General features: G+C 70.7%; 19 protein-coding genes and 2 pseudogenes. 11 read left to right on the top strand and 10 right to left on the bottom strand.

The features are described 5' to 3' along the window. Positions 1 to 34: 34 nt before the first annotated feature. Positions 35 to 2,121, bottom strand: a pseudogene (locus tag ACGFYU_RS06145) (bifunctional polysaccharide deacetylase/glycosyltransferase family 2 protein). Between the two features lie 441 nt (positions 2,122 to 2,562). Next, positions 2,563 to 2,856, bottom strand: a complete 294-nt coding sequence (locus tag ACGFYU_RS06140; RefSeq protein WP_393826067.1) for a hypothetical protein — start codon at positions 2,854 to 2,856, stop codon at positions 2,563 to 2,565. A 395-nt stretch (positions 2,857 to 3,251) separates the two neighbouring features. Between ACGFYU_RS06140 and ACGFYU_RS06135 the strand changes: the two genes are divergently transcribed. Next, the gene (locus ACGFYU_RS06135; protein ID WP_393826066.1) at positions 3,252 to 3,761 is read left to right on the top strand and encodes a hypothetical protein; all 510 of its coding nucleotides are present in this window, start codon (positions 3,252 to 3,254) and stop codon (positions 3,759 to 3,761) included. A 63-nt stretch (positions 3,762 to 3,824) separates the two neighbouring features. Here ACGFYU_RS06135 and infA read toward each other — a convergent pair whose 3' ends face one another. After that, on the bottom strand, positions 3,825 to 4,049 hold the full coding sequence (gene infA, locus ACGFYU_RS06130) for a translation initiation factor IF-1 (protein ID WP_393826065.1): 225 nt from the start codon (positions 4,047 to 4,049) through the stop codon (positions 3,825 to 3,827). A 57-nt stretch (positions 4,050 to 4,106) separates the two neighbouring features. After that, complete coding sequence (locus ACGFYU_RS06125; RefSeq protein WP_393826064.1) at positions 4,107 to 4,859, bottom strand: GNAT family N-acetyltransferase; 753 nt, start codon at positions 4,857 to 4,859, stop codon at positions 4,107 to 4,109. 299 nt (positions 4,860 to 5,158) lie between these two features. Here ACGFYU_RS06125 and ACGFYU_RS06120 point away from each other — a divergent pair, with 299 nt between their 5' ends. Beyond that, on the top strand, positions 5,159 to 6,574 hold the full coding sequence (locus ACGFYU_RS06120; RefSeq protein ID WP_393826063.1) for an amidase: 1,416 nt from the start codon (positions 5,159 to 5,161) through the stop codon (positions 6,572 to 6,574). Between the two features lie 41 nt (positions 6,575 to 6,615). Here the strand turns inward: ACGFYU_RS06120 and ACGFYU_RS06115 are convergent, their stop codons facing one another. Beyond that, a complete protein-coding gene (locus ACGFYU_RS06115) occupies positions 6,616 to 7,233 on the bottom strand; it encodes a TetR/AcrR family transcriptional regulator (protein WP_393826062.1) in 618 nt (205 codons plus the stop codon). 295 nt (positions 7,234 to 7,528) lie between these two features. Here ACGFYU_RS06115 and ACGFYU_RS06110 point away from each other — a divergent pair. Together ACGFYU_RS06110 and ACGFYU_RS06105 are read left to right on the top strand one after the other, a co-directional pair. After that, positions 7,529 to 8,714: pseudogene (locus tag ACGFYU_RS06110) on the top strand (aldehyde dehydrogenase family protein). A 130-nt stretch (positions 8,715 to 8,844) separates the two neighbouring features. Beyond that, positions 8,845 to 9,966, top strand: a complete 1,122-nt coding sequence (locus ACGFYU_RS06105; RefSeq protein WP_393826061.1) for a nucleotide disphospho-sugar-binding domain-containing protein — start codon at positions 8,845 to 8,847, stop codon at positions 9,964 to 9,966. Between the two features lie 221 nt (positions 9,967 to 10,187). Here ACGFYU_RS06105 and ACGFYU_RS06100 read toward each other — a convergent pair whose 3' ends face one another. Beyond that, the gene (locus ACGFYU_RS06100; protein ID WP_393826060.1) at positions 10,188 to 11,462 is read right to left on the bottom strand and encodes a PucR family transcriptional regulator; all 1,275 of its coding nucleotides are present in this window, start codon (positions 11,460 to 11,462) and stop codon (positions 10,188 to 10,190) included. A gap of 292 nt (positions 11,463 to 11,754) precedes the next feature. Between ACGFYU_RS06100 and ACGFYU_RS06095 the strand changes: the two genes are divergently transcribed. Continuing rightward, positions 11,755 to 13,092, top strand: coding sequence for a lipase family protein (locus tag ACGFYU_RS06095; protein ID WP_393826059.1), 1,338 nt, complete (start codon positions 11,755 to 11,757; stop codon positions 13,090 to 13,092). Between the two features lie 72 nt (positions 13,093 to 13,164). Here ACGFYU_RS06095 and ACGFYU_RS06090 read toward each other — a convergent pair whose 3' ends face one another. Together ACGFYU_RS06090 and ACGFYU_RS06085 are read right to left on the bottom strand one after the other, a co-directional pair. Then, positions 13,165 to 14,022: a DUF4396 domain-containing protein gene (locus ACGFYU_RS06090; protein WP_393826058.1), complete on the bottom strand. Its 858-nt coding sequence runs from the start codon at positions 14,020 to 14,022 to the stop codon at positions 13,165 to 13,167. A 69-nt stretch (positions 14,023 to 14,091) separates the two neighbouring features. Next, positions 14,092 to 15,684 (bottom strand): FAD-binding oxidoreductase, encoded by a 1,593-nt coding sequence (locus ACGFYU_RS06085; RefSeq protein WP_393826057.1) that lies wholly within the window; start codon positions 15,682 to 15,684, stop codon positions 14,092 to 14,094. A 76-nt stretch (positions 15,685 to 15,760) separates the two neighbouring features. On the opposite strand from ACGFYU_RS06085, the gene ACGFYU_RS06080 reads away from it, so the two are divergent. Then, positions 15,761 to 16,402 (top strand): TetR/AcrR family transcriptional regulator, encoded by a 642-nt coding sequence (locus ACGFYU_RS06080; protein ID WP_393826056.1) that lies wholly within the window; start codon positions 15,761 to 15,763, stop codon positions 16,400 to 16,402. Here the strand turns inward: ACGFYU_RS06080 and ACGFYU_RS06075 are convergent. Further along, a complete protein-coding gene (locus ACGFYU_RS06075) occupies positions 16,399 to 16,854 on the bottom strand; it encodes a MarR family winged helix-turn-helix transcriptional regulator (protein WP_393826055.1) in 456 nt (151 codons plus the stop codon). The genes ACGFYU_RS06080 and ACGFYU_RS06075 overlap by 4 nt on opposite strands. 88 nt (positions 16,855 to 16,942) lie before the next feature. Here ACGFYU_RS06075 and ACGFYU_RS06070 point away from each other — a divergent pair, with 88 nt between their 5' ends. From ACGFYU_RS06070 to ACGFYU_RS06060, 3 genes are all read left to right on the top strand, one after another. Continuing rightward, positions 16,943 to 17,809, top strand: a complete 867-nt coding sequence (locus ACGFYU_RS06070) for an SDR family oxidoreductase (protein WP_393826054.1) — start codon at positions 16,943 to 16,945, stop codon at positions 17,807 to 17,809. A gap of 405 nt (positions 17,810 to 18,214) precedes the next feature. After that, positions 18,215 to 18,982, top strand: coding sequence for an NPP1 family protein (locus ACGFYU_RS06065; RefSeq protein WP_393826053.1), 768 nt, complete (start codon positions 18,215 to 18,217; stop codon positions 18,980 to 18,982). 152 nt (positions 18,983 to 19,134) lie between these two features. Then, positions 19,135 to 21,042 (top strand): NAD-binding lipoprotein, encoded by a 1,908-nt coding sequence (locus ACGFYU_RS06060; RefSeq protein WP_393826052.1) that lies wholly within the window; start codon positions 19,135 to 19,137, stop codon positions 21,040 to 21,042. 90 nt (positions 21,043 to 21,132) lie between these two features. On the opposite strand, the gene ACGFYU_RS06055 is transcribed toward ACGFYU_RS06060, so the two are convergent. After that, positions 21,133 to 23,082 (bottom strand): flavin monoamine oxidase family protein, encoded by a 1,950-nt coding sequence (locus ACGFYU_RS06055; protein WP_393826051.1) that lies wholly within the window; start codon positions 23,080 to 23,082, stop codon positions 21,133 to 21,135. 173 nt (positions 23,083 to 23,255) lie between these two features. On the opposite strand from ACGFYU_RS06055, the gene ACGFYU_RS06050 reads away from it, so the two are divergent. After that, positions 23,256 to 24,842 (top strand): PQQ-binding-like beta-propeller repeat protein, encoded by a 1,587-nt coding sequence (locus ACGFYU_RS06050; RefSeq protein ID WP_393826050.1) that lies wholly within the window; start codon positions 23,256 to 23,258, stop codon positions 24,840 to 24,842. A 38-nt stretch (positions 24,843 to 24,880) separates the two neighbouring features. Beyond that, positions 24,881 to 25,618, top strand: coding sequence for a hypothetical protein (locus tag ACGFYU_RS06045; RefSeq protein WP_393826049.1), 738 nt, complete (start codon positions 24,881 to 24,883; stop codon positions 25,616 to 25,618). The last annotated feature ends 131 nt before the right edge of the window (positions 25,619 to 25,749 follow it).

Below are 25,749 nucleotides of genomic sequence, written 5' to 3'. Positions count from 1 at the left end.
TGGGTACGCCCGAGGTCGATCGATGCGGTCACGGTCAGGCCTCCACGGGTGCAGCGACCTCGCCGGTGCGCCGGAGCTTCTGCCAGCGCAGCCGGCCACCGGTCATCGCCGTGATCGCGGACTGCAGCAGGACTATGTACATCAGCTGCCGGTAGACCAGTTGCTGGATCGGCAGGCTGATCAGGTGCCAGGGCTTCTCGCGGTCGAGCCGGAAGGCGTACCAGGACAGCGCGGCCTGGAGCAGGATGAAGCCGCCCCAGCTGGTGAGGGTGATCGGGGCGTCCGCGAACAGCACTCCGTACAGGAAGAACATGTCGACCAGAGGCGCCAGCAGCGGGGCGACCACACCGAACAGCACGACGAGCGGCAGCCCGAGCCGCCCGAAGCGCCCGGCCGGACCGCGCGAGGTCACGGCCCCGCGGTGCTTCCACATCGCCTGCATGCTGCCGTAGCTCCAGCGGTACCGCTGGGACCAGAGCTGCTGGAGGCTGGCGGGGGCCTCGGTCCAGGCGCGGGCGCGCTCGGCGTAGACGACCCGCCAGCCCTGGCAGAGCACCCCGATGGTGATGTCGGTGTCCTCGGCGAGGGTGTCGTCGCTCATCCCGCCGACCTGCTGCAGGGCCTCCTTGCGGAAGGCGCCGACCGCGCCGGGGATGGTCGGGATGACGCCCAGCATGTCGTACATCCGGCGGTCCAGGTTGTGGCCGAGGACGTACTCGATGTGCTGCCAGGCGCCGATCAGGCTGTCGCGGTTGCCGACCTTGGCGTTGCCCGCGACCGCGCCGATCGCCGGGTCGCCGAAGGGCTGGACCAGCTCGCGCACGGTGGACGGCTCGAAGACGGTGTCGCCGTCCATCATCACAATCATGTCGTGCGAGGCGGCCGCGACGCCGGTGTTGAGCGCGCTGGGCTTGCCGCCGTTGACCTGGCGGATCAGCCGGACGAACGGCAGGCCCATCTCCTCGACGATGTCCGCGGTGCCGTCCGTGGAGCCGTCGTCGATGACGATCACCTCGATCGGATGGTCACTCGCGGCGAGGGAGTTGAGGGTGTGGGCGATGCACTCGCGCTCGTTGTAGGCCGGGACCAGTACGGTGACGGGCTCGGTGACCGGCGCACCCAGGCGTCCCGCCGCTTGGAGCGGCGGGCGTGCATCGGTGCGAGGACGAGCATCAGCGCGAACCGGCCGAAGTTGAGGAAGCCGATGACGGCCAGCAGCCCGATCAGCACCGGCAGGGTGAGCACGGCGAACTGGGTGGCCCAGATGTATCCCTTGCCCGCCCACAGCTGGAAACCGTGCACCGGCGGGGTGGCGCTGGAGGCGCCGAGTGCCTCGGAGATGGTGGTGAAGCGGTAGCCCTGGGCCTGCAGCTTGTCGATGATCTGGACGAGCGCGGTGAGGGTTTGGCTGCGGTCGCCACCCGCGTCGTGCAGCAGGATCATCTCGCCCGCACCGGGCTGGGACGGCATCGCCGCCTTGACGATCTCCTCGACGCCGGGACGCTTCCAGTCGTCGGCGTCCTTGTCGATGAACGCGGTGAGGTAGCCGCGCGCGCCCACGTACTTGATCGCCGGATAGTTCCAGTCGTCCAGCGCGGCCGCGTTGGAGGAGTACGGCGGGCGGAACAGCGCGCTGTGGACGCCCGCGACGCCGGCCAGCGCCAGCTGCGTCTGCGCCAGCTCCCAGCTGATCCGGGTGCGGGACTGGTACACGAGATCGGGGTGGGTGAAGGTGTGCACGCCGAGTTCGTGGCCGCTCGCGACGATCTGCCGGATCAGCTCGGGATGGCGTGCGGTCATGCCGCCGGTCACGAAGAAGGACGCGCGGATGTTGCGGGCCTCCAGCAGCTCCAGGATCTTCGGGGTCCACTCCGGCGAGGGACCGTCGTCGAAGCTCAGCACCACGGTGCGGTCGGGGATGCGATAGCTCACGGGGTGCTCGTTCTTGTCACCGCGTGCGTCGATGACCGGGCCGCCCTTGAGCAGGTTCTGCGGCACGGTGTGCTTGTCGACCGACTCCGCGACCCGGGAGTCGTGGAACGCCTCGTTGGGGGCGAGGCCGCGCAGGACGAGGAGCGCGAGCAGGCAGGCCAGCAGGGACAGCGGCATGAAGAAGCGCAGCGGCGGGGAAGTACCGTGACAGGCGGCGGTCCGCGGCCTGGTGTGCCGTGAGTGCTTCCCGCACTGCTGGGGCGAGGCGGCCGTGGCGGGTGAGTGCGCATCCGGGTCCCGGCCTCGGCGAGAGCGGCCACGAACGAGGTCGCCACCGCGGTGTCGGGCTCCAGCAGTTGCACGACCCGGGCTGCGACGTCGTTGCGCTCGTACGTCGGCGTCCGTCGAACTGGTCGGGGGCGGTCCGGTTGGAGATCAGCTGCAGCGCGGCCCGCCGCACCACGGGATCCCGGTCGTCGAACAGCGACCGCAAGCGGGGCCACTGCCGCCTCCGACCCGCGCCGGTCCACCGCGTCCAGCCCCTCCAGCATGTCCATCCCCCTCCGGGGCGTCCTGCCACTGCGGTGGACGGTGCAGCGCGGCAATTCCGAGCAGCACGGAACGGCTGCGTCAGCTGCCGGGAGGGTCGGGCAGCCGACGGAGTTCGAGCAGGGCCACCGCGATCTTCACTGCGGTCGAAATCGTCAGGGCCTGCAGAAACGGCATACCCATGAGCCACAGGGCCAGCATCATGACCGTGAGCACCAAGAATGCCGGTAGCAGATTGGTTCGCCGGATCGCAGTGCGCAGGTGTCCGGCTCTGTTCCGACGATGATCCACCGTGCTGATCGGGCGTGCGGTGACGCCTTCCTCCTCGGCTTGCGGCATTGGCTGCTGCCCTTCCCTCGCGTTCGTCTCCGGCATCGAGTCTTCGGTGCGACCCGGCGGACTGCCACTGCTCCACTCGCGCCCGCCGCCATCCGAGGTACGGGTTCACCTCACCGGAGCCGATATGGAAGCGGGCCGGCACAGCCGGTCGGCGCCCAAGTGGCCGTTGCCCCGGCTGGTCATCGCGCAGAGCAGTCGGGCGGCGTCGCCGACCCTGGTGGACCGCATCGGCCGCCGCGCCCTGATCCTCGCGGGCGCCGCCGGCGGAGACCTCACCCTCCCCAACACCCGTGAGGAAGGACCGGGTGGGGGGAGGCGGTCTGGCGGGTGGGTGGAGGGCTGGGGCAGCATCTTCCTGCTCGACCGGAGCTCTGGGCTCCACCCGCACCGCCATCCCACCGTCTCGGTCATCAGCAGGAGGAATTTCCCCGATGAAGATCCGCACGGTCCTCAGCGCACTGGTCCTCGTGCTGGGTGTGCTCTTCACCCCCGGCGTCGGCATCCTCGGACGCGCCACCGAGGCCCACGCAGCCACCAAGATCAGCCACGCGACGGCGACTTCGATGTTCCGGAGCTCCGGCATCACCTGGTCCTCCTCCGGTGGCTGTTCCGACCGCTACAACCCCAGCTGTACCTCCTTCGAGCAGCTCAACCTCGCCACCGCGCAGGGTGCCCAGACCCTCAGGAGCGCCAGTGGGTGCGCACTGAACATCACCGGCGGCACCGAGACCGGGCACGCCGGCGGCACGTACTCCCACTGGAACGGCTACAAGCTCGACCTCAGCAAGTACGCCTGTCTCGGCACCTACATCAAGAACACCTTCACCTACATAGGGCTGCGCGGCGACGGCGCTCCGCAGTGGAAGTCCGGTGCCGGCAACGTCTACGCCGACGAGGGCAGCCACTGGGACGTGACCTACTACAACTGCGGCGGCTGCTGATCCCGTCACCGCGCCAGGCAAAGGCGTGCGCCCGGGAGCACCCGGGCGCACGCCTCCCGCTGATCAGTTCCGGTACCGGTACAGGATTCGACCGCGGGTCAGGTCATACGGGCTGACTTCCACGAGCACCCGGTCGAACGGGAGGATCCTGATGTAGTTCTTCCGGATCTTTCCGCTGATGTGCGCGAGGACGTGATGCCCGTTCTGGAGCTCCACCTTGAAAGTGGCGTTGCGCAGGCATTCGACTACGGTGCCCTCGATTTCCAGGCCGTTCGCTGTTCTTGCCAATGTTTCCCGTTTCTCGAATCTGATGGGTTGGTGTCGGATGGGTGGGGCGGCGATGCGTCAGCGACGCACCAGTTCCACGTTGCTGCCGGTCCGCCGGGCGCCGATGTCCTCGATCAGCGCCATCGCGGCGGTGTTGGATTCGTCCACCTCGGCCCAGGCCGAGTCGATCCCGGCGTCGCGGTGCAGCGAGCCCAGCGCGTGGGCCAGCAGCGCCCGCCCGATGCCTTGGCGTTGCCGGTCGGCGCGTACCGCGATCAGTCCGATCCGCGCTCGGCGGCGGACCGGCGCCACCCGGACCAGCCCCACGTACGCGCCGTTCCGCACGGCCACCGTGTACTTCGACGGGTCCACCGGCCTCGTCCCGGCAGGGCGGGGCAGAACCTCGGCCGGCATGGTCTGCCATCCGACGGTGGCCTCGACCTCCTCGCGAATCGCGCGGTCCAGCGCAACCAGCAGTCTTTCGTCCACCTGCTCGTCGGGCAGGATCGTCACGCCCGCCGGCAGCCCGGTTTCGCGCGGGCCGCTGGGCAGGACGTACTCCCACTCGCGGCGTGCGAGGGTGAAGCCGAGTTGCTCCCAACGGGCCTTCTGGTCGATGTCGGCTTCGCCGACCAGAGTGTGGAGGGGACTCGGCAGGTCCGCCAGTATCGCGGCGCCGAGCCGGCCGAAGGCCGCGTCCTGCCACACGTCGATGCTGACGAAGAGCCGCCCGTCGGGCCGCCGCGAGACGTCGCCGTGGCCGACGATCCGATCGTCCTCCACGGCCTGCCACTGGGTCTCGGCCACCCGGGTGACCATCACGGAGTTCATGGCTGTCGCCTTTCAGGAGTGCCTGGTTGTAGAGGCGCTCCCGACGACACCTGGGTCAGTCGCACACCGTGACGGAAGGAGGGAGCACCCACTTCGATACAGCGTTCATGGGTCGCACCTCCTGGTGTCGTGTCACGGCGCTCCGCACGTTAGCAACCGGCAAGTTCCCGTCCAAGTCGTTTTCTTCCCCGTCGGAGCGTGGCCCGACGGCCTCGCGGTCACGCTGCCCCCTGGCGGGTTACTTACCAGTAAGGGATGATGGCCGCAGACCATCCACACGGCCGGGGGCTGAGGTAACGGTGTCGACTTTCGAGAAAGCAACCACGGTGCACGCCTTCCGGGATGACGCCCTCGGGGAGCACGACGCCGTCGGTCTCGCCGAGGCGATACGGCGGGGCGAGGTCAGCGCCGCCGAGGTGGCCCGGGACGCGGCGGAGCGGGTCCGTACGGTTGAGGCGCGGCTCCACGCGATCCAGGTGCACATCGACGTCCCGGCGCACGCCACCGGGACGGGCGGCGCCATCGCCGGGGTGCCGACCTTCGTCAAGGACAACACCGACTACACCGGACTGCCCACCGGCCACGGCAGTGCCGCCTTCAACCCGCGGCCCGCGCGGCGGCACGCGCCGTTCACCCGGCAGTTCCTCAGCAGCGGGGTCACGGTGCTGGGCAAGACCCGGCTGCCCGAGTTCGGCTTCAGCCCGACCACGGAGTACGAGGGCGCCGAGCCGGTCCGCAACCCGTGGAACACGGGCTACTCGGCCGGTGGTTCCTCGGGCGGCAGCGCGGCGCTCGTCGCTTCGGGCGCGGTACCGATCGCACACGCCAACGACGGCGGCGGCTCCATCCGGATCCCCGCCGCCTGCTGCGGGCTCGTCGGGCTCAAGCCGACGCGCAGCCGGGTCGTGGCGAACGCCCAGAGTCGTCAACTGCCGCTCGACCTCGTCTCCGACGGCATCGTGAGCCGCTCGGTGCGCGATACCGCCGCGTTCCTCGCCGCCGCCGAGACGTACTGGCGCAACCCCAAACTGCCGCCGCTGGGCCTGGTCGAAGGGCCCTCGGAGCGTCGGCTGCGCGTCGGGTTCCTGCTGGACTCGCCGAACGGCGTTCCCTGCGACGAGGTCACCCGGGATGCCGTGACGGACACCGTGGCCACGCTCGAACGGCTCGGCCACACGGTGGAGCCGGTGGAGCTCGCCATCGACCCCCGGTTCACGGAGGACTTCCTCACCTACTGGGGGATGCTGTCGTTCCTCCTCGGCGTCACCGGTCGGACCCTCGGCGCGGACTTCGACCGCCGCGGCATGGACGCCCTCAGCCGGGGGCTGCGCGAGACGTATCTCGAGAGCTGGCGCAGCACGCCCGGCGTGCTGCGCAGACTGAGGCGCACGAGGGAGGCGTACGCGGCGGGGTTCCGCGGACTCGACCTCGTCCTTTCCCCCGTGCTCGCCCACACCACACCGCCGATCGGCCACCTCAGCCCGGCCGTTCCCTACCCGACGCTGATCGAACGGATCCTCGCGTACGTGGCGTTCACGCCGCTCAACAACGTCGTCGGTACCCCCTCGATCTCGGTACCCGCCACGGGCGCGACGGAGCACGGCCTGCCCATCGGCGTCATGTTCTCGGGCCGCCCCGGCAGTGAACGCAAGCTCCTGGAAATCGCCTTCGAGCTGGAAGCGGACCGCCCTTTCCGCCGGATCCAGGACGCGTGACGTCCCGGGCGCACAGCACCCGCGCCGCGGGCGGCGCCCGGTCAGAGCTCCGGGAAGGTCTCGGCGATGCCGAGCGTCGGGGCGATCGTGCGCCAGATCGTCGCACGGGCCGTGGGGAGGTCCACCCGGGGGTCGTCGAGCATCAGGCGGATGCCGAAGCCGTCGCACAGGGCCAGCACCAGGGTGCTGAGCGCCGGCACGTCGCAGTCGGCGAACTCCCCGCTCTCGATGCCCCGCTCCAGTGCCCCGCCGACCCATGCGTGCAGCTGGTCGTAGAGGTCGACCGCCAGATGGCGGGCCGCCGGGTCGCGCTGGGCGCGCACCCACAGCTCCTGCCAGAGCTTCCAGTCCTGGCGCAGTTCCGCGTCCGTCGGCAGCATGCTCCGCAGGACGCGGGCCAGGGCGACGGAGGCCGAGGCCGTGCCCGCGTCGGCCTCGGTGTCGATGCCCGTGCCGGTCTGGGCGAAGGAATGCGTCATCGCCTCGGCGAAGAGCTTCTCCCGCGTGTCGAAGTGGTAGTGGAGCAGGGCCTTGGAGACGCCGGCGTGTTCGGCGACCTTGCGCATGCTCACGTTCTCGAATCCGATGTCCGCGATGACTTCGCACGCGGCCGTGAGGATCCGCTCGCGTGTCTCGAGTGCGCGCTCGGCCTTGGTCACGTTGCCTGCTCCCCGTGTCGACGCCCGTGGGCCGGGCGGGCTGGCCCGGCTGCCGTGGCCACCACGCCCCCATCCTCGCTCATCACGCCACCCCCCCCAGGGCCGGCGTAGGTGTGGAAGCCCCTGCCTGTCTTGCGGCCCAGCCGGTTCGTGGTGTGGGGGAGCGGTCGTCAGGAGACGGGCAGGTCGAGGGCCCGGGTGCCGCGGTTGATCAGTTCGCCCGCGATGATCAGGCGCTGGATCTCGGAGGTGCCCGTACGCACCGGTCGCGCCGCCGCCAGGGAGGCACTGAGCCGTGGCTGACACCGCGCACAACCACATCGCGGGCGAGGACCGGCCCGCGGCCTCGGGCGAGACGACGGATCTGATCGACCCCACCACCGGCCTGGCGCACCGCAGCGCTCCGCGTTCCGGCAGGGCCGACGTCGACGCCGCCTGCGCCTCGGCCGCCGCGGCGCACGGGCACTGGTCCACGACCACCCCGGCTGTACGCCAGCGCGCCCTGCTCGGCATCGCCGACGCCATCGAGCGGCACGCGGACGCCTTCGTGGCCGCCGAGACCGGCGAGACCGGTAAGCCCGCCGACCAGTTCAGGAACGAGGAACTGCCCGCGATCGTCGACACTGTCCGCTTCTTCGCCGGAGCCGCGCGGAACCTGCCGGGCCTCGCGGCCGCCGAGTACACCGAGGGCCGGACCTCGGTGCTGCGCCGCGAACCGGTCGGGGTCTGCGCCCAGATCACCCCGTGGAACTACCCGCTGATGATGGCGGTCCGGAAGATTGCAACCCGCTCTTGCGGCCGGTAACACCACCGTCCTGAAACCCGCCGACACCACCCCCACCTCGACCGCACTGCCGGCCCGCCTCGCTGCCGCGCACCTGCCGCCGGGCGTGCTCAACGTGGTCTGCGGCGACCGCGACACGGGCCACGCGCTCACCGCCCACCCCGACGTCGCCCTCGTCGCGGTCACCGGAAGCGCGCGGGCGGGCCGGGAGATCGCGACCGCCGCGGCCGTCGACCTCAAACGCGTCCACCTGGAGCTCGGCGGCAACGCCCCCGTCATCGTCCACGACGACGCGGACGTCGAGGCGACCGCCACCACCCTCGCCGCGGTCGCCTACCACAACGCCGGCCAGGATTGCACCGCACCCACCCGCTTCCTCGTCCACCACCGGATCCACGACGCGTTCCTGACCGCCTTCGCGACCGCCGCGGCCAAGCTGCGCACGGGGACGGACTTCGGGCCCCTCAACAACGCCGCCCAGCTCGCGTCGGTGCGCGATCTGCTCGAACGACTCCCACAGCACGACCGGGCGATGCGCGCCACCCGCGCCCTGCGCACCGGCATCGTCTGGGTGAACACCCACGGCACCACCGTGTCCGAGATGCCGCACGGCGGGGTCACACACTCGGGCTACGGCAGCGACCTCTCCATGGCGGGGCTCCTGGACTCCACCCAGGTCAAGCACGTCATGCTGTGAGCCCCACGAGAACGTCCGATTATCGACCCTGCCAGGGGAACGGAATGCACGTTCCCGGTAGTTCTCCAAGAGAACGTGGCGAGTTCGTGCGAATCGCCACGACCGGCACACCACTTGGCAGGGAGAAATCGTGCGCGTCCTCTTCACCGGACCGGCTGCGGCCGGCCACCTCTTCCCGATGATCCCGACTGCCCAGGCCCTGCGCGCGGCGGGTCACGAGGTGCTGTTCGCCAACGCGCAGCCGCTGAAGCAGCTCCGCGAGACCGGTTTCCCCATCGTGGAGATAGGTGACGGCAGCACCCTGTGGGAGGCGTTCGAGCGGTCCACCGGCGGAGACACGCGCTACGTCGCCCCGGACATGACCCAGGACGAGATCCGCGACAGGGCGGCCCGCGCTTTCGCGTTCGCTTCCCGCCCCACCGTGGAGGGCCTGCTGAAGGCCGCCGAAAGCTGGGGCGCCGACCTGCTGGTCCACGATGCCTTCCAGGCCTCCGCTCCGCTGGTCGCGGCCAAACTCAAGATCCCGTCGGTGATCCAGAACTTCGGCGTCAGCTCCGGCCTCGACATGGTCGGCCGGCTCGCCGCCAACTTCACCGACGTGTACGAGACGTACAAGGTGGACGGCCCGGCCGAGCCCACCGCGCTGAACGTCGTCCCCGCCTCGCTCGGCGGCGACCCGGGCGGCCTGCGGATGCGCTACATCCCCTACAACGGCGGCGGCACCGTCCCCGTCGAGCTGCTCCGCCGCGGCACACGCCCGCGCGTCACCGTCACGTTGGGCACCGTGCTCACCCAGCTGGACGGTGTCCGCGCCATCGTCCGCGTGATCGAGGCCGCCGCCGAGGTGGACGCCGAGTTCCTGTTGGCCGTCGGCGACGCCGACCTCACGCCGCTCGGCACCCTTCCGGACAACGTCCGCCCACTGCCCTGGATCCCGCTCGCCGAGCTGCTGACCGCCTCCGACGCACTGATCCACCACGGGGGCTCGGGCACCCTGCTCACCGCCCTGCAGGCCGGCCTGCCCCAGCTCCTGCTGCCACAGGGCGCCGACCACTTCACCAATGCCGACGCCCTCACCGCGACCGGTGCCGCCCTGCGCTCCGCCTCTGACGACGTCGACGCCCCGCTCCTGACCCGCCTCATCACCGACCCGGCCCTGGCCGAGGCCGCCGCCCGCCTTCGCGCGGAGAACGCCGCCCTGCCGAGCCCGGCCGAAACGGTCCCCGCCCTGGAGGCCCTGGCCGCCTCCTAGTTCGAGCCGACCGGAGGGGGCCGCCGGGCGAGCGCCCGGCGGCGAGCACCAGCAGACCGCTCGCGATCAGGGGCTTCGCTCCGAAACGGCCGAGCAGGCGTCCGGTGAGCGTGGTCATGACCACCATCAGCAGCGCGGTCATCGGCAGCAGGGCCGCGCCGCTGAACCATGTACCCCTGGAGGGTATTCCTGGCAGGGGGAGGTCGTCTTCGTGCGGCACGTCAGCCGGCGGTGGGCTCGCCCTGCCGTACGGCGTCGTGGGCGGCCAGCGCGCCGTGCAGCGTCAGCAGGTCCGCGCCCCGCGCCGCGTCCAGTCTGGTGAGCTCCGTCGCCTTGCGCAGGCGGTAGTCCACCGTGTTGGGGTGGACCTGGAGTCGGGCGGCGGCCCGGCGCCGGTCGAGGCCGCAGGCGAGGAAGGTGCGCAGCGTGTCGAGCAGTTCCGGGCGCCCGTCCAGCGGGCCGAGCAGCGCCGCGAGCCCGTCCCTGGCCGGGCTCGGGCGGCTCAGCTGGTACTCCAGAAGCACATCGTCGAGCAGGTAGAGCCCGGGCCCCCGGCCGGATGCCTCCGCCACCCTCCGCACCTCGCCGACCATCCGGGCGGCGTCCGCGACGCCGTCCGGTGCGGCGGCGGCCGCCGCCACCAACAGCTCGGCGCCGCACATCCGACCGAGCTGCTCGACGAGCCGGGTGAGCCGCTCCCGGTCCGCGGCGGCGAAGTCGGCGGCCGCCGTCTCGCGCGGGATCAGCACCAGCCCGCCGTCGCCGGACAGTACGGACAGTGGGACACCCGGTGTGTGGCGCAGCAGTTCGTTGCGCAGCCGCCGGAGTTTACGGCGACCGGCGACCGAGTGGTTCACACCGGGCCGCAGTTCATCCGGGTGCGGTCCCATGGTGATGCCCAGGACGAGGTAGGACGGAGGCAGCCGGATGCCGGCGCGGTCGGCCGCGGCCTGCGGGCTGCCGCCCTCCAGCAGCCGGGACATCAGGGACTGCCGGGCGACCTGTTCGTCACCGAGGGCCGCCTGTCGCTCCTGTACGTACCCTGCCGCGACCGCGCAGCTCACCAGGCGGAGGTAGTCGAGCAACCGGCGCTGGACCAGCAGCACATCCGGCAGGTCGCCCGGCTCGGCCGCCGAAAGGACCTGGGCCGCGCACTCCTGCGCACCGAAGTGGTAGGCGCCGACCACGGCCTCCAGCGGCACGCCCTCGTCGGCGCGCCGGGCCGACGACTCGCTGATCCTCGCCAGCTCGGCCTCCTCCGGCAGCCCGCCGCCGCGCAGCACCTGGATGAAGGCCCGGATCCCGCGGTCCACCTCCTTGGTGATCTCGCCCTGGAGCTGTTCCGAGGGCAGTGCGCCGTAGGCGGGCAACTGCTCCACGAGCCGGGCCATCACCGCGGGCGCCAGGGCCGGCGCGGCGGCCAGGAGCCGCTTGTGCACCGGGATGCCGCCGAACCGCGGCTCCACGGAGCCTTCCGCGGGTTTGGACGCGGTCACAATCCACCTCACGAATTTCTGTTGTCCCACCCGGAGACACGCCCCCGTAACACCCCCATGCTGGTTTACGGGACGTTACTTACTAGTTGGTAACACGTCAGCCCGGTGGATGGCCAGAAGCGTTCGAACCCCGACGGCATCCTCCACCGGATCCCCACGCCCCCACCCGTACCGGAGGACCGCCGTGCCCGCACAACAGGCCCGCCGCGTTCCGCACCGAGGTACGGAAGTGCCGCTGACACCTTCCATCTCCGACAAGTCGAGCGATCCCATTCCACGATTCGGGGGAGTCATGTCCAGAAACGCTGTTCGTCTCCTGGCCACCGGCCTCGTCGCCGCGCTGGCCGTGACCGCCGCTCCGGTGGCCACGGCCGCCGCGGTCACGCCGTCGAGTGCCACCGCGAGCGACCCGTTCTACACCTACTCGGGCAGCGAGCCCCTGGCTTCGTTCGCACCGGGCACCGTGCTGAAGACGCGGACGCTGCAGTACCACCTCGTGGGCCTTCCCACGCCGGTCACGGCGATCCAACTGCTGTATCGCACGACCGATGCCCAGGGCCGTCCGTCCGCCAACGTGACCACGGTGGTGCGCAGCCTGACGGGCGACGGCGGCAAGGCCGTTTCCTACCAGTCGTTCTACGACTCGCTCAGCCCCGAGGACGGCCCCTCCCGGGCCATCGCCGGTGACCTCACCCTGGGCGGCGCCATCCCGAACGCCGAGGCCGTCTTCCTGGTGCCGCTCCTGCTGCAGGGCTACAACCTCGTCATCCCGGACACGGAGGGACAGACCGCCAACTTCGCGGCCGGCCCGGAGTACGCGACCAACACGCTGGACTCGATCCGCGCCGCGACCAGGTCCGCGGAGACCGGCATGAACGCCGACACCAGGTTCGGTCTGATGGGATACTCCGGCGGCGCCATCGCGACCAACTGGGCGGCCGCGCTCGCACCGGCCTACGCGCCCGAGGTCAACAGCAAGCTGGTGGGTTTCGCCGAGGGCGGTCTGCTCGTGGACCCGGCGCACAACCTCAAGTACGTGGACGGCTCCCTCGTGTGGACGGGCGTCATCCCCATGGCGATCATCGGCGTCTCCCGGTCGTACGGCATCGACCTCAAGCCCTACCTGAGCAGCTACGGCCTGGAGGTGTACCAGAAGCTGGAGCACGGTTCGATCGTCGACGCGCTGGGTCACTACCCCGGGCTGACCTGGAAGAAGCTGGCGAAGCCGCAGTACGCCGACCCGAACTCGGTGCCCGTCTTCGTCGAGGCGGTGAACAGGATCAACCTCGGCTCGGCGGCCACCCCGGCCATCCCGGGGTTCATCGCGCAGGGCAACGGGGGAGTCCTGGAAGGAACCTTCAGCAACCGCCCGGGCATCGGCACCGGAGACGGGGTCATGGTCGCCGGAGACGTGCGGGCACTCGCCCGCCAGTACTGCGCGACCGGCAACGGATCGATCAAGTACCAGCAGTTCGACCTGCTCAGCCACGTCGGCGTGCCCGTCGTCTGGGCGCCCGTCGCGATGAGCTGGCTGGCCGACCGGTTCGAGGGCAGGAACGCCCCGTCCGACTGCGGCAACATCCCCGCGGGCAACTCGCTGGCGCCGGAAGTTCCGGTGCCGACGTCCTGAAGCCCCACGCATCCCGGCCCCGCCGCACCCGATCCCGCGGCGGGGCCGCGGCCCGCGATGCCGCGGGACGGATCACATGGCCAGGTGCCCGAAGATGCCGGCGATCACGATTCCGGCGGCGAAGAAGAGGAAGCTGACCACCGTCATGACGGCGAGTCGGCGGCGGCCTACCCCGGGCTTCATCGTGTGGTGGCCATGCCCCTCGGCGGTTGCGGGGCCCTGCCGGCCGGCGAGGGCCGCGCCGGCGAGGGCCACTCCCGCGGCGAGGGGAACCGGCTTCATGTGGCGGACGGTCATCATGCCGTGCTTGAGCCCACGGTCCACCAGCCACCAGTTCATCGGCAGCGCCACGAGGAAGCCGGCGCACAGGGAGATGGACATGATGAACCAGAAGGTGGGTCCTGTGGGGCTGGGGTGAGGCATGGTGTTGGTCATCCAGGGGTTCATGACCGCCGTCATGCCGCCCATGACCGCGTTCATGGACAGCAGCTCCGCGATGAACGTCTTCTTCATCGACTCGCGGTAGCCGCCGAACATGTCCTTCATGAAGAGGGCCTGGAAGACCATCCAGCCGAACAGGAAGCCCAGGACGTACTCGCACAGCAGCTCCGCCCACGGCTGGAGCCCCAGGTTGTATGTGATCACCGCGGCGGCGAGGATGCCGATGCCGTCGCCGGCCACGCAGTGCATGGTCGATCCGACGACCTGTCGCCACTTCGCCGCCACGTACTGCTCGTGCGTCCCGGGCAGCGGCTCGCGGCAGCTCAGCACGTACATCAGGGCGCCGAACAGGCCGCTGAAGGCGGTGATGACGACGAAGCCCCACTTCATCACCGTCGCTTCCGGCGTTCTGCGGATGTCGACGGCGACGAAGACCACCGAGATGGCCACTTGCAGGAACCACAGCAGCATCACGCCTTCGAGCAGCACCGACGCCTCCCGGTGATCGCTTCCAACAGCCTGGCAGGCCTCCTGGCAACCGGCTACTCGAAGGCCCGTTCAGTCAACGAGCACCCCGGGGTTGAGGATGCCCAGCGGATCGAGCGCCCCCTTGACGGCCCGCAGTGCGAGCGCGAAGGGCTCGGGGCGCTGGCGGTCGTAGCCCGGGCGGTGGTCGCGGCCGACGGCGTGGTGGTGGGTGATCGTGGCCCGGTGGCGGTGCAGAACCTCGACCGCGACGGCCTTGAGGTCGTCCCAGAGGGCGTCCTCGTCACCGGCCCGACCGGCTGCGAGGACGGTGAAGTAGGGCGCCGCGCCGTCCGGATAGACATGGGTCAGGCGGCAGTTGACGGTCGCGGGGTGTCCGGTGGCCTTGAGCGCCGCCGCACCGACCTCGGTTCGTACCGCGTCGATCAGGCCGGGGATCCGGTCCCAGGTGGCTGCCGTCTCGAAGGTCTCCGCGACCGCGCCCATCCTGGCCAGACCATCGCGGAGGTAGGGCATCCGCAGGAAGGCTGAGCGCCATGCGCCCACGGCGGCGTCACCGCCGGATCCCTCGTTCGTACCGGCCGTTCCGCCGTGTGAGCGGGCCAGGTCGAGGGCCCGCCCGAGCCGGGCGGCCACCGGTTCGTCGGCCGACTCGAACCCAAGGACCAGCACGGCGGAGCCGTCGTGTGCGGCGCCCGACAGTGCGGCCTCGCCGGCGTCCAGCAGACGGCAGTTGGCGGGGGAGAGGTCGGACTGCGCGATGGCGCGTACCGCGCGGAGCGCGTCGGCGAAGCGGGTGAAGGAGACTGCCGCGGACGCCTTGTGGAGGGGGCGTTCCTGGAGGCGGACCCAGGCCTCGGTGATGACGCCGAGAGCCCCTTCGGAGCCCAGGAACAGCCGGTCGGGGGAGGGGCCCGCGCCGGAGGCGGGCAGCCGCCAGGAGCTGCTCGTGCCGGCCGGGGTGACCACGCGCAGCGACTGTACGAAGTCGTCGATGTGCGTGCGGCCGGTGGCGTAGTGACCGCCGGCACGGGTGGCGAGCCAACCGCCGAGGGTGGAGAACTCGAAGCTCTGCGGGAAGTGCCGCAGGGTGAGGCCGTGGGGCCGTAGTTGGTCCTCCAGGCTCGGCCCGAGCGTGCCGGCCTGGATGCGCGCGGCCCGGCCCTCGGTGTCGACCTCCAGGACGCGTCCCAGGGCGGTCAGGTCGAGGGACAGCACCGCCCGGTGGGCGTCGCCGCGGTACTCCACGCCCCCGGTGACCGAAGAGCCCCCGCCGTACGGGACGACGGCGATCCGTCGGTCGCCCGCCCACTCCAACAGGTCTGCCACGCCCCGGTCGTCCGTAGGGCGGGCGACGAGATCGGGGATGCGGCCTGGCCGCCCGCGCAGGGCGCGCACCACGTCGCGGTACGCCTTGCCCATGGCGTGGGCGGCGCGGTCCCCGGGGTCGGAGGTGACCAGGTGGGCGAGGCTCTGCGGGGGTTCCACGGTGGGGCCGCCGATGCCCAGGTCGCGGACGCGGGGCACGGGGAGCGGGCGGGCGAGGGTGCCGGGGAGCAGGGCGCCCATCGCGGCGCATTCCGCGTCGTCGGGATGCGCGTCCGCCCAGCCCCAGCCCCACCAGGAGCGGGTGCGGGACGTCGGCTGCGTGATGGTGCCGGCCATGGATGCGCTCCAGAGGTCGCAGGAATTTACCGAGAGGTAAATTACCTACTGATAATATCGGCGCATGGCAACCCCGATGGCAGTCCCACCTTCGAAAGCCGGCACCAAGGGAGTCCCGAGGGAACACCGCCGGCAACAGATGCTGGAGGCTGCCACGGAGGAGTTCGGGACCCGCGGCTACGCGGCCGCGTCGCTCCCCGCGATCGCCGCGCGCGTGGGCGTCACCAAGACGCTGCTGCACCAGTACCTCGGCACCAAGGAGGACTTGTACCTCGCCTGCCTGGTCCCCGTCGGGGACCGGCTCCTGGATGCCATCCGGACGGCGATGGGCCCCGACGGGACCGCCCCGCACACGCCGCTGCGCGTGCTCCACGGCATCTTCACCGCGCTGGAGGGGCGACGGGAGGCGTGGTTCGTGCTCTACGACACCACCCTGCCGCCCGGCGGCGAGGCCGCGCGCCGGGCATCGGAGTACTGGTCGGCCATCGACCGGCTCGCCGCGGGCGGCACCGCCGAACTGCTGCGCGCGGCCGGATCCACCGACCCGCTGGACGCGGACGCGCTCAAGTACGTCTGGCGGGACCTGGTCGCCACCCTCGTCCGCTGGTGGGTCAAGCACCCGGAGCAGACCCCGGAGGCCATGACTCAGCGCTGCGCGCGCCTCTTCGCGGCCGCCGCGACCCTCACCTCCGACGGCGCTCGAGGGTCTTCTCGCTAGCCCTTCTCGGCCTTGAGCTTGCGCCACACGGTTCCCAGCGCCTCCAGGTCCCGCTGGTCGAGCAGATCGGTGAAGACCGGTGCCAGGGCTTCGCGACGGGTGGCGTCGGCCTCGGCGAAGGCCGTACGTCCCGCCTCCGTGAGGGAGACCTCCACCGACCGGGCGTCGCGAGCCGAGGGTGTACGGGTCACCAGGCCCCGGGACTGCAGGGCATCCACGACCCGGGATACCTGGCTGCGGCTGAGCAGGGTGCTGTTGCCGAGGACGGAAGCGGGTACGGGTTCGGGGCTGGAAGCCAGCCACAGCATGACCTCGAACCAGGAGACGGGGAGGTCGTGGCCCTTCATGAGCGCCCGGTCGACGCGGTCGGTCATCACGGTGCCGGCCCAGACGAGCCCGTAGAACGCGTAGTCGGCCGCCGGCATCTCGGCTTCGGTGAGCTTCTTCGCCATGTCGGCATTCTAGGTGTTGCGTGCACACGCACACAATTTTATAGTGTGTGTGCACGCACATAAATCACGTTCCGTGAAAGGCCCCGCCATGTCCTCGTTCCCCGCCGCTCCCGGCACCTCCGCCCGCACCGTCCTGATCACGGGAACCTCCTCCGGCATCGGCCTCGCGGCCGCCGTGGCCGCCGCCCGGGCCGGATGGCGCACGATCGCCACGCTGCGCGACACCAGCCGGGCCGACGCCCTCCGCAAGGCCGCCGCCGAGGCGGGCGTCGAGCTGGACATCCGGCAGCTCGACGTCGTCGACGAGCGCTCCGTCGCAGCCGCCGTGGACGGTGTGATCGCCGACTACGGCCGTCTGGACGCCGTCGTGAACAACGCCGGCGCCGGGCATGTCGGCACCCTCGAACTCGAATCCGTCGGCGATGTCCGCGATGTCATGGAGGTCAACTTCTTCGGCGTGCTGAACGTCTCCAAGGCCGCGCTGCCGCACCTGCGGGCCACCGGAGGCCGCCTGATCACGGTCACCAGCGTCGGCGGCGTCATCGGTCAGCCCTTCAACGAGGCCTACTGCGCCGCGAAGTTCGCCGTGGAGGGGTACATGGAGAGCCTGGCCCCCGTCGCGGCCGCCGTCGGAGTGGGCGTGTCCGTCATCGAACCGGGCGCCGTGGCCACGGAGTTCGTCAACAACATCGGACTCGACATCGAAGCCCGCATCGCCGCGGCCGGACCCTACGCCGACGCACTGCGCCACTACATCGACCGTACGGTCGGCCAGTTCCTGGACGGCGCCCAGACCCCCGCCGGCGCGGCCGAGGCGGTGATGGAGGCGCTGACGGCCGAAAAGCCCGCGTTCCGCATCCAGACATCCCAGTGGGCCCGCGAGTTCACCGGCACCAAGCTGGCCGACCGGGACGGCGCGGCAGTCCTCGGCATGACCGGAGCCTGGGTCTCCTGATCGACCCGGCGTGGCGACCTGTGCGCCACGGGAAACCAGGTCATCATGGTTGGAGGTCGCCGGACCTGCACGTGGCGGGAGGTCCGAGTCGGGAGGTGACTCGTGGACATGGACGAATCACGCAGAGCCTGGGTCGTGATCGGCGTCGTCGTCGCCGTCATCCTCCTGAACCTCACGGCCATCGTCCTGATGAACGCCCTCGGACTGTGACCGTGCGGGACGCTCATTTCTGACATTCCGTCATCTCTCCTGGTGTGAAACGTAGTCAGTCGACATCCGGGCAGGAAAGGGGCTGCCCGGACCCTTGCCGTGCCGCCCGGGTTCGCGAATGATGCTCCCGGCGTGTCGGTCGACGGTGTTGCGATCCGCCCGCCCCCGCGCACCCGACCGGCCAGGAGGCACGCTGTGCGGACGAACCGTCACATCCGGAGATCCTTAGCGGTCTTCGGCGCCGCCCTCGCGCTGGTGGTCGGCGTTCCTCAGGCGGCCTTCGCGGCGCCACCCCCGGCCCTGCCCAGCCAGGCCGACGCGATCGAGCTGGCCTTCCAGCCGGCCTACGACTACGACACCGACGGCTGCTACCCGACTCCCGCCATAGGCCCGACCGGAGTTCTCAACGGCGGGCTCAACCCCACCGGCGCCCTCAACGGCAACTGCCGGGACGCCTCGGACCTCGACAACACCAACGGCTACTCCCGTTGGACCTGCAACAACGGCTGGTGCGCCGTGATCTACGCGCTGTACTTCGAGAAGGACCAGGCCATCCCCGGTATCAGTGTCGGCGGCCACCGCCACGACTGGGAACACGTGGTGGTGTGGATCCAGGGCAACGAGGCCAAGTACGTCGCGACGTCCGCCCACGGCGACTTCGCCGTCCACGCGCGCGACCAGATCCGCTGGGACGGCACCCACCCCAAGATCGTCTACCACAAGGACGGCGTCGGCACGCACTGCTTCCGCGCGGCGAACACCAATGACGAACCGCCTGAGAACCACCGCCGCACCTGGCAGTTCCCCGCGCTCGTCGGGTGGTCCGGCTACCCCGCGACACTCCGCGACAAGCTCAGCCAGGCCGATTTCGGCAGCGCACACTTCGGCCTGAAGGACGGCGCCCTCGCGTCCCACCTGGCGAAAGCCAAGCCGGCGGGCATCCCCTTCGACCCGTACCTGTAGCCGGACACGCACCCGGCCCACGGGCCCGTTCATTCCTCCGGGTGAGGACGGGGGGCCTGGTTGGGATACGGCGTCCGGAATTGTCTAACGTGAGCCCGAGGCGGCGGGGAGCCGCCGCCGTGGGCGCGTGGTCTCAGGCTCGGGAGCTTTCAATGGCGGGGCAGCACAGGACGTCCCTCCGGCTGCGCCTGCGATACAGGTTCGACCATCTGGTGGCCGGGGGAACCACCGCGCTGGTCGGCTGGCTGGCACTGGCCTGCCTGAGCGTCGTGGTCCCGGCGAGCATGGTGCTCGTCTGGGCCGATCGTACGGGGCCGACGACACTCTCCGGTCGGCTGACGGCGGTGTGGGTCAGCGTGGGCCAGACGCTCAAGATCGGGGGCGCGGTCGGGCCTCCCCTGTACGTACTGGCCTCCGTGACCCTGGCCCTGGTGGCCCTGCTGTTCGTGTCGACGCTGGTCAGTCTGATCACCACGGGCATCAACCGGCGCATCATGGCCCTTCGCCTGGGCCACTCCACGGTGCTCGAGACACGGCACACCGTCATCCTGGGCTGGTCCGACCAGATCTTCCCCGTGATCGGGGAGTTGGTGGAGGCCAACGCCAACCAACGCCGGTCCGCCCTCGCCGTGCTCGCTCCGAAGGACAAGACGGAGATGGAAGAGGAGATCTCCACCCACATCACCGACACCGGCAGGACCCGCATCATCTGTCGCAGCGGCCGCACCACCGACCCCACGGAGCTGGCCAGGGTGAGTCCGCGGACGGCGAAGGCCGTACTCGTCCTGCCGCCCGACGGGGAAACCGGTGACGCCCACGTGGTGAAAACCCTGCTGGCTCTCGGCGCGGCGGTCCCGGGTGCCGGGAAAGAGGCGGTGGTCGTCGCCGCGGTCCGTGACACCCGCAACCTCGTCACGGCGCGACTGGCAGCCGGGCCGGGAGGGCAGGTCCTGTGCGTCGACGACATCGTCGCCCGGCTCCTCGTCCAGACCGCCCGCCGGCCCGGCCTCTCGCTCGTGTACCAGGAACTGCTCGACTTCAAGGGCGACGAGTTCTACACGACGCCCGCCCTGGATCTCGCAGGGCGGACCTACGGGGACGCTCTGCTCTCGTTCGCCACGTCCTCGGTGGCCGGTCTGCTCGGCGCCGACGGAAGCGTCGCACTCAACCCGGACCCCGGCACCCTGATCGGTACGGGAGACGAGATCATCGTGGTCTGCCAGGACGACGACACGGCCGTGCCGGCGGACGCGGCCCCCTGGGTCGACGAGGACGCGATCGTGAGGAAGGACGCGCGGCCGCCCGGCGCCGAACGCCTGCTGCTCCTCGGCTGGAACCGCCGGGCTCCCCTCATCGTGGAACAGCTCGACGAGTACGTGAGTCCCGGAACCATCCTGGACGTCGTGGCCCTCGACCCGGCCGTCGTGATGGGCCGGCGCCATCTCGAAGTGGCCTTGCACAACGGGGACATCACCGACCCCGGCGTCCTGGCCAAGCTCGACGTCCCGTCGTACGACGGTGTGATCGTCATCGGCGAGACGGCTCGCCCGGCCACCGACGCCACCGATCCGCGGACGGAGGCCGAGCTGGAGGCGGAGGCGGACGACAGAACGCTCGTCACCCTGCTGCACCTGCGGGCGATCGGGGAGGCCGCGCACCGGGAACTCGCGCTCACCACCGAGATGGCCGACGACGGGAACCGGCTGCTCGCGCCTGCCCGGGAGGGCGCCGACTTCATCGTCAGCGGTCGGCTGATCAGCCTCCTCATGACCCAGATCTCCGAGAGCCCCTACCTCGCCGCCGTCTTCGAGGAGTTGTTCCGGGCGGAGGGGAGTGAGCTCTACCTGAAGCCGGTCACGCACTACGTCGCGGCGGGCCGCGAGGTCACGTTCGCCACCGTCGTCGAGTCGGCGCGGCGGCGACGTGAGAGCGCCATCGGATACCGGCTGCGCGCGGAGGCCGCCACCGCCCCCGCCTACGGCGTGCGGATCAATCCCGACAAGCGGCAGCGCGTCCGGTTCGCCGAAGGCGACTGGCTCATCGTGCTCGCCGAGAACTGACGCAACCCGGCACGTGGGCGGGGCCGACGGGAACGGGAGCCCGGGCGCGGCGGCCTCGCGGCCCCCGGCCCGGCTCCCGTGCGGCTCCGCCTACGGCGCCGAGTTGACCTCCAGCGCGGTGCGTACCGCGGATTCCAGGGCCCCCTCGATCCAGGCGGGCTTGACGGAGGTGTGGCACCCGCCGAAGTGCAGGTTCCCTTCGGCCTTGCGGACGTGCGGGAAGAGCTCGGTGTGCTGGCCGGGCAGCAGTACGGAGGCCTCACCGTAGGCGTAGGGGTCGCGCATCCAGGACTGGGTGCGTCCGACGCCGGTGTAGAACACCTCGATCCGCTGCCCGAACACCTCCTGCACCCCGGCGAGCGCGCGGGGATAGCGCTCCGCGTCGTCGAGGGAATCCCACTTCAGGGCGTCGTCCGACCAGCTGTAGGAGGCGAGGACCACTCCGCCGGGGCTTCCCTCGACGGGGTAGGAGGGCTGGAACATGAAGCGGTTGGGGTTGTCGGTCGCCGAGCCGCCACCGATGACGTGGGCGGCCTGGGGCTGATCGCGGGTGACGGGGCGGCAGGCGGCGTAGTGGGCGCGCTGCGCACCGGAGACCAGGCCCCTGGGCACGGAGGAGTGTGCGCCCATCAGGCTCCCGTCCTCCGGGGTCTGGCCGAGCTGGTACTTCCGGTAGAGACCGGGCCGTACGGCTTCCAGCTCGCGCTTCCAGTCGGCCTCGTCGAACTCCCACCAGCGGCGGCTGAATTCCAGCAGCACCTTGGTGGCGGCGTCGTAGTGCAGTTCGGTGACCGCGCGCCGCTTGCCGTAGGAGAGGGCGGGGGTCACCGGGATGTGGCGCAGTCCGGAGAACGGGACGGTGATGATCGCGGCGTCGCCGGTGAAGGTCTCGCGCCGCACGGGGGCGCCGTCGCGGCCCTCGGAGACGGTGTCGACGGTGACCTTGCCCTCGCCGTGCGTGATGCGGGTGGCGCGGCGATCGAGCCTGACCAGGTCCTTGACCCTGGCGTAGAGCGCGTCGGCCAGGGTGGCGGTGCCGCCGGGGAGTTCGAAGAAGGCCGTGTCGGGGCTGATCAGCGAAGCCCCGATGAAGCTGTGGACGAAAGCGAGGTGCAGGCGGGAGGTGAGGTTCTCGACCGTGCCGATGAGGTCGATGGTCCGCTCGTCGAGCCCCGCCTCCTCGGTCAGGAAGCGGTACATCGACATGTGGCCGTAACGCTGGATCACGCGGGCCCAGCCCTCGACGAGTTCCTTGTCCTTCTTGCCCTCGATCTCCTTGCGTACGGGGGCGAAGGCATTGCGCACGATCTGCGCGGCGGGCAGGGACTCGTAGGCCGCCGGGACTCCGAAGGAGCGGTTGAGCTCCTGCGGGCCGCGCGCGTAGTCGGCCCGGCGTACGCGGATGCCGTTGACGTAGATCCACGTACGGTAGGCGGGGCGGCCGGCCCCGTCGACGTCGACCAGGTGGAAGCGCCTGCGCTTGAGGCCGAGGCTGTCGATCAGCCCGGTCACCAGCGGGTGACTGTCGGGGATGCGCATGGCCCCGGCCTCGGCGTACTGCTTCGGGTCGGCGAAGGGTGCGGGGGAGTTCTCGTGGCCGCCGGTACGGAAGGTCTTGATCCGGCCGCCCACGCGATTGCCGTTGGCCTCGATGACGGTGACCTGGTGCCCGGCTTCGCGCAACAGGTGGGCGGCGGTGAGCCCGGCGGGCCCGGCGCCGACGATCAGCACCTTCTTGCGGGCGCGGGACCGGGGCAGACCGCTCTTCAGGAGGACGTCCGAGTAGCGGGGCACCAGGGGCTGATCGTCCTCATCCCGTACGAGGATGGCGCGGGCGATGGTGAGGCAGGTCTCCCAATCGGGGCGAGCGCCGGCCGGCGTCTGCGGGGTCTCCGCGGACGCGGCCGCGACGGTCAGCGCACCGGCTCCCGCGATGGCGGCCGCACCGGCGATGACGGTACGACGGGAGGGCCTGTTGCGCGCGTGCGCCGGTGCGGGCTCGTCGGAGGAATCGGGGGCGGAAGACGGATCGGTGATCATGCGGCAACTCTCGCGGCCGGTGTCGGCCGACAGCGCCGAAAAGCGTTCGGGCGGGAAAGATCCACCCGGACGTGCGATCCGCGCCCCGGGCCGCTGACGAACTGGGTTGCGTAGATCGCCAAGTAGTCTAAAAATCTATTCTAGAATTTCGGCGTCCGGGACAGACTCTCCCCATGACCGGTCGCACCTCTGGTGAACAGCCAACCCCTGGCGGACAGTTGCCGTCGGCGCCCGTCGGATTCGGGCCCCCGATCGACCCCGCCGTCCACGGCGCCTTCGGGCCGCAGCCGCGGCCGGAGGACCCCGCGACGCCCGCCCCGTCCCGCGACCTGTTCGCCGACCGGCCGGGCACGGTGGTGCTCGCGGTGCTGGTCGCGGTCCTGCTCGCCATCGGAGGCGGCGTCTTCGTCACGGTCCGCACCGACGGCGGCCACCGGCTCGCGCAGCACGGCACGACGGCGCCCGCGCCGTCGGGTTCGGCCTCGGTCGATCAGGGCGACGGCAAGGGCCCCGGTGTCGGACGGGATGTCTACGATCCCAACGTCGACATCAAGCCAGGTGAGGCCCGCGTCTGGTTCCGCGACAACCAGACCGACGTGGCGGGCGGGGGAGTCTCGCAGTTCGGCCCGTGGCGGGTGGGCGACGTGGTGGTCAGGGCGATGTTCAAGGAGGTCGCCGGATACGCGGTGGCCGACGGGCAGGAGAAGTGGAAGATCCCGCTCCCGACGCCGATCTGTGGAGCTCCGCGGGCTCCGTCCGCTGACGGCAAGCTGGTCCTCGGTCTCCAGGAGAAGGACTCGGGTTCCTCGAACTGTACGGATCTCCAGCAGATCGACCTGACCACGGGCAAGGCCGGGTGGAAGGCGCCGGTGCCCCAGGAGAACCGGTACGACTTCACGGGGACGTTCGAGCTGGCGATCACCGGCGATACCGTCGCCGTCGGCCGGACGGGCAGTGCGAGCGCCTTCTCGGTCGCCGACGGTCACAAGCTCTTCGCCACGGCGACCGAGAGCGGCTGCTACGTGAACATGTTCGCCGGTGGCCCGCGCCTGCTCGCCGCGCGCACCTGTCTCGACCAGGACCAGGTTGTGCTCCAGGAACTGGACCCGGCGACGGGCACCGCCAGGTGGAGCCACATGTTCGACAAGGGATGGAAGCTCGGCCGGGTACTGTCGGCGGACCCGATCGTGGTAGCCGCGTACCACAAGGAGCGCAACATCTGGCACATCATCGCCTTCACCCCGGACGGCAAGGTCCGCTCGCAGGGCGAAGCGACGTTCGGGGTGAGCGGCCGGTGCAACGGCTGGGGCAACTCCGGCGGCTTCCAGGATTGCTACGCCGCAGTGGCCGACGCCGACACGCTGTACATCGGCGCGGGCAAGCAGGGCAAGGAACTCGGCATCGACGCGACCAACCAGGTCGTCGCCGTCGACCTGAACACCGGCAAGGAGAAGTGGCGCACCGCCGGGCAGCCCAAGGGCCGCACCGTATGGCCGCTCGCCATCGAGAACGGCAGGGTCGTCGTGTACGTCTCGCCCGGCAGCGGGGAATCGGCCTCGGTCGTCTCCCTGGCCCCGGCCGACGGCTCCACACAGCCCGTCCTGCAGAGCCCGGCCGCGGCCGCCGGTGCCGAGAGCGTCTTCTACACCACCAGCCTGCGCGTCGCCTGGGCGGGCGGACGGCTGTTCCTGCTCAACGGCAGGGTCTACACCTCGGAGCCCAAGAAGGCGAGCCGCGCGCTCCTGTCCTTCGGCAAGTAGTCACGTACACGACCAGGCATGCAAGGAGGAGGGGCAGGGTGCGCAATCCGCAGGACGCCGCGAGGTGGAGGATCGTCATCGGGATCTACGCGGTGACGGCGCTGGCCGCGACCGCGGCCGCCGCCGGGGCCGTTGCGATGTACCACCGGGCCGAGGACGCCGCCACAGCCGCCTCGACCGAGGGGTGGAAGACGGTGGTCAACCCCGAACACGGCACCGCCTTCGACGTCCCGCAGGGCTGGGAGGTCGCCGAGTCCAGCGTGTTCGCGGGCTACTCGGACAGCAAGGACCCGGACAAGGTCCTCATCGGGCACTCGGCGCCCGCGTTCTACAAGCACAAGTGGTGCAGCATCGACGGAAACGGCGACGGAGTGGTCAGCGACCACGCCCTCGCCACCGCCGGAACCAAAGGCGCCGACGGCGCCAGATCCACCGAGGACGTGGCCGAGAAGACCGCACCGACCTGGGTGTACGCCGCCTTCACCCAGCCGGACAAGTCCGTCGTCAAGTGGGACGAGCCGGTGGAGTACACCACGAAGTACGGAGTGAAGGGGACCTACATCAAAGCCCACTCGGAGGGCGCCCAGCAGTCCACCCGCTGCGACGGTGACGGCAAGGCCGTCTCCTTCGGCTTCAAGAACTCCAAAGGGGACTTCGTCGCCTGGGACTTCCACGGACGTACGGGCGTGCCGGGCGCCGTCAGTGACGAGTTGGTCATGCGGATCCTGAGCACGGTCCGCCTGGCGGGCGATCCGAAGCCCGTGACCCCGCCGTGAGTGCCCCTCGGTAGGCAACTGCGAGTCTCTGCCCCGTCCGCAACGATCGGGCGTTTCGCGCACGCCGCGCGTCCGCCGCTGCGATGCTTCCGCCGGTATCACCTGGCCGTCGCTCCAGCCGCCGGGCGGAG

Origin of the sequence: Streptomyces sp. NPDC048337, assembly GCF_043201175.1 — a bacterium.
Lineage (GTDB): Bacteria > Actinomycetota > Actinomycetes > Streptomycetales > Streptomycetaceae > Streptomyces.
This window is presented reverse-complemented; position numbering and strand designations above follow the sequence as displayed.

Coding starts and splice junctions, on each gene's coding strand:
- ACGFYU_RS06080 (WP_393826056.1), top strand. CDS start 15,761: ATGGCAGTCCCACCTTCGAAAGCCGGCACCAAGGGAGTCCCGAGGGAA.
- ACGFYU_RS06055 (WP_393826051.1), bottom strand. CDS start 23,082: ATGATCACCGATCCGTCTTCCGCCCCCGATTCCTCCGACGAGCCCGCA.
- ACGFYU_RS06125 (WP_393826064.1), bottom strand. CDS start 4,859: ATGAACTCCGTGATGGTCACCCGGGTGGCCGAGACCCAGTGGCAGGCC.
- ACGFYU_RS06140 (WP_393826067.1), bottom strand. CDS start 2,856: ATGCCGGAGACGAACGCGAGGGAAGGGCAGCAGCCAATGCCGCAAGCC.
- ACGFYU_RS06070 (WP_393826054.1), top strand. CDS start 16,943: ATGTCCTCGTTCCCCGCCGCTCCCGGCACCTCCGCCCGCACCGTCCTG.
- ACGFYU_RS06075 (WP_393826055.1), bottom strand. CDS start 16,854: ATGGCGAAGAAGCTCACCGAAGCCGAGATGCCGGCGGCCGACTACGCG.
- ACGFYU_RS06095 (WP_393826059.1), top strand. CDS start 11,755: ATGTCCAGAAACGCTGTTCGTCTCCTGGCCACCGGCCTCGTCGCCGCG.
- ACGFYU_RS06085 (WP_393826057.1), bottom strand. CDS start 15,684: ATGGCCGGCACCATCACGCAGCCGACGTCCCGCACCCGCTCCTGGTGG.
- ACGFYU_RS06135 (WP_393826066.1), top strand. CDS start 3,252: ATGAAGATCCGCACGGTCCTCAGCGCACTGGTCCTCGTGCTGGGTGTG.
- ACGFYU_RS06050 (WP_393826050.1), top strand. CDS start 23,256: ATGACCGGTCGCACCTCTGGTGAACAGCCAACCCCTGGCGGACAGTTG.
- ACGFYU_RS06060 (WP_393826052.1), top strand. CDS start 19,135: ATGGCGGGGCAGCACAGGACGTCCCTCCGGCTGCGCCTGCGATACAGG.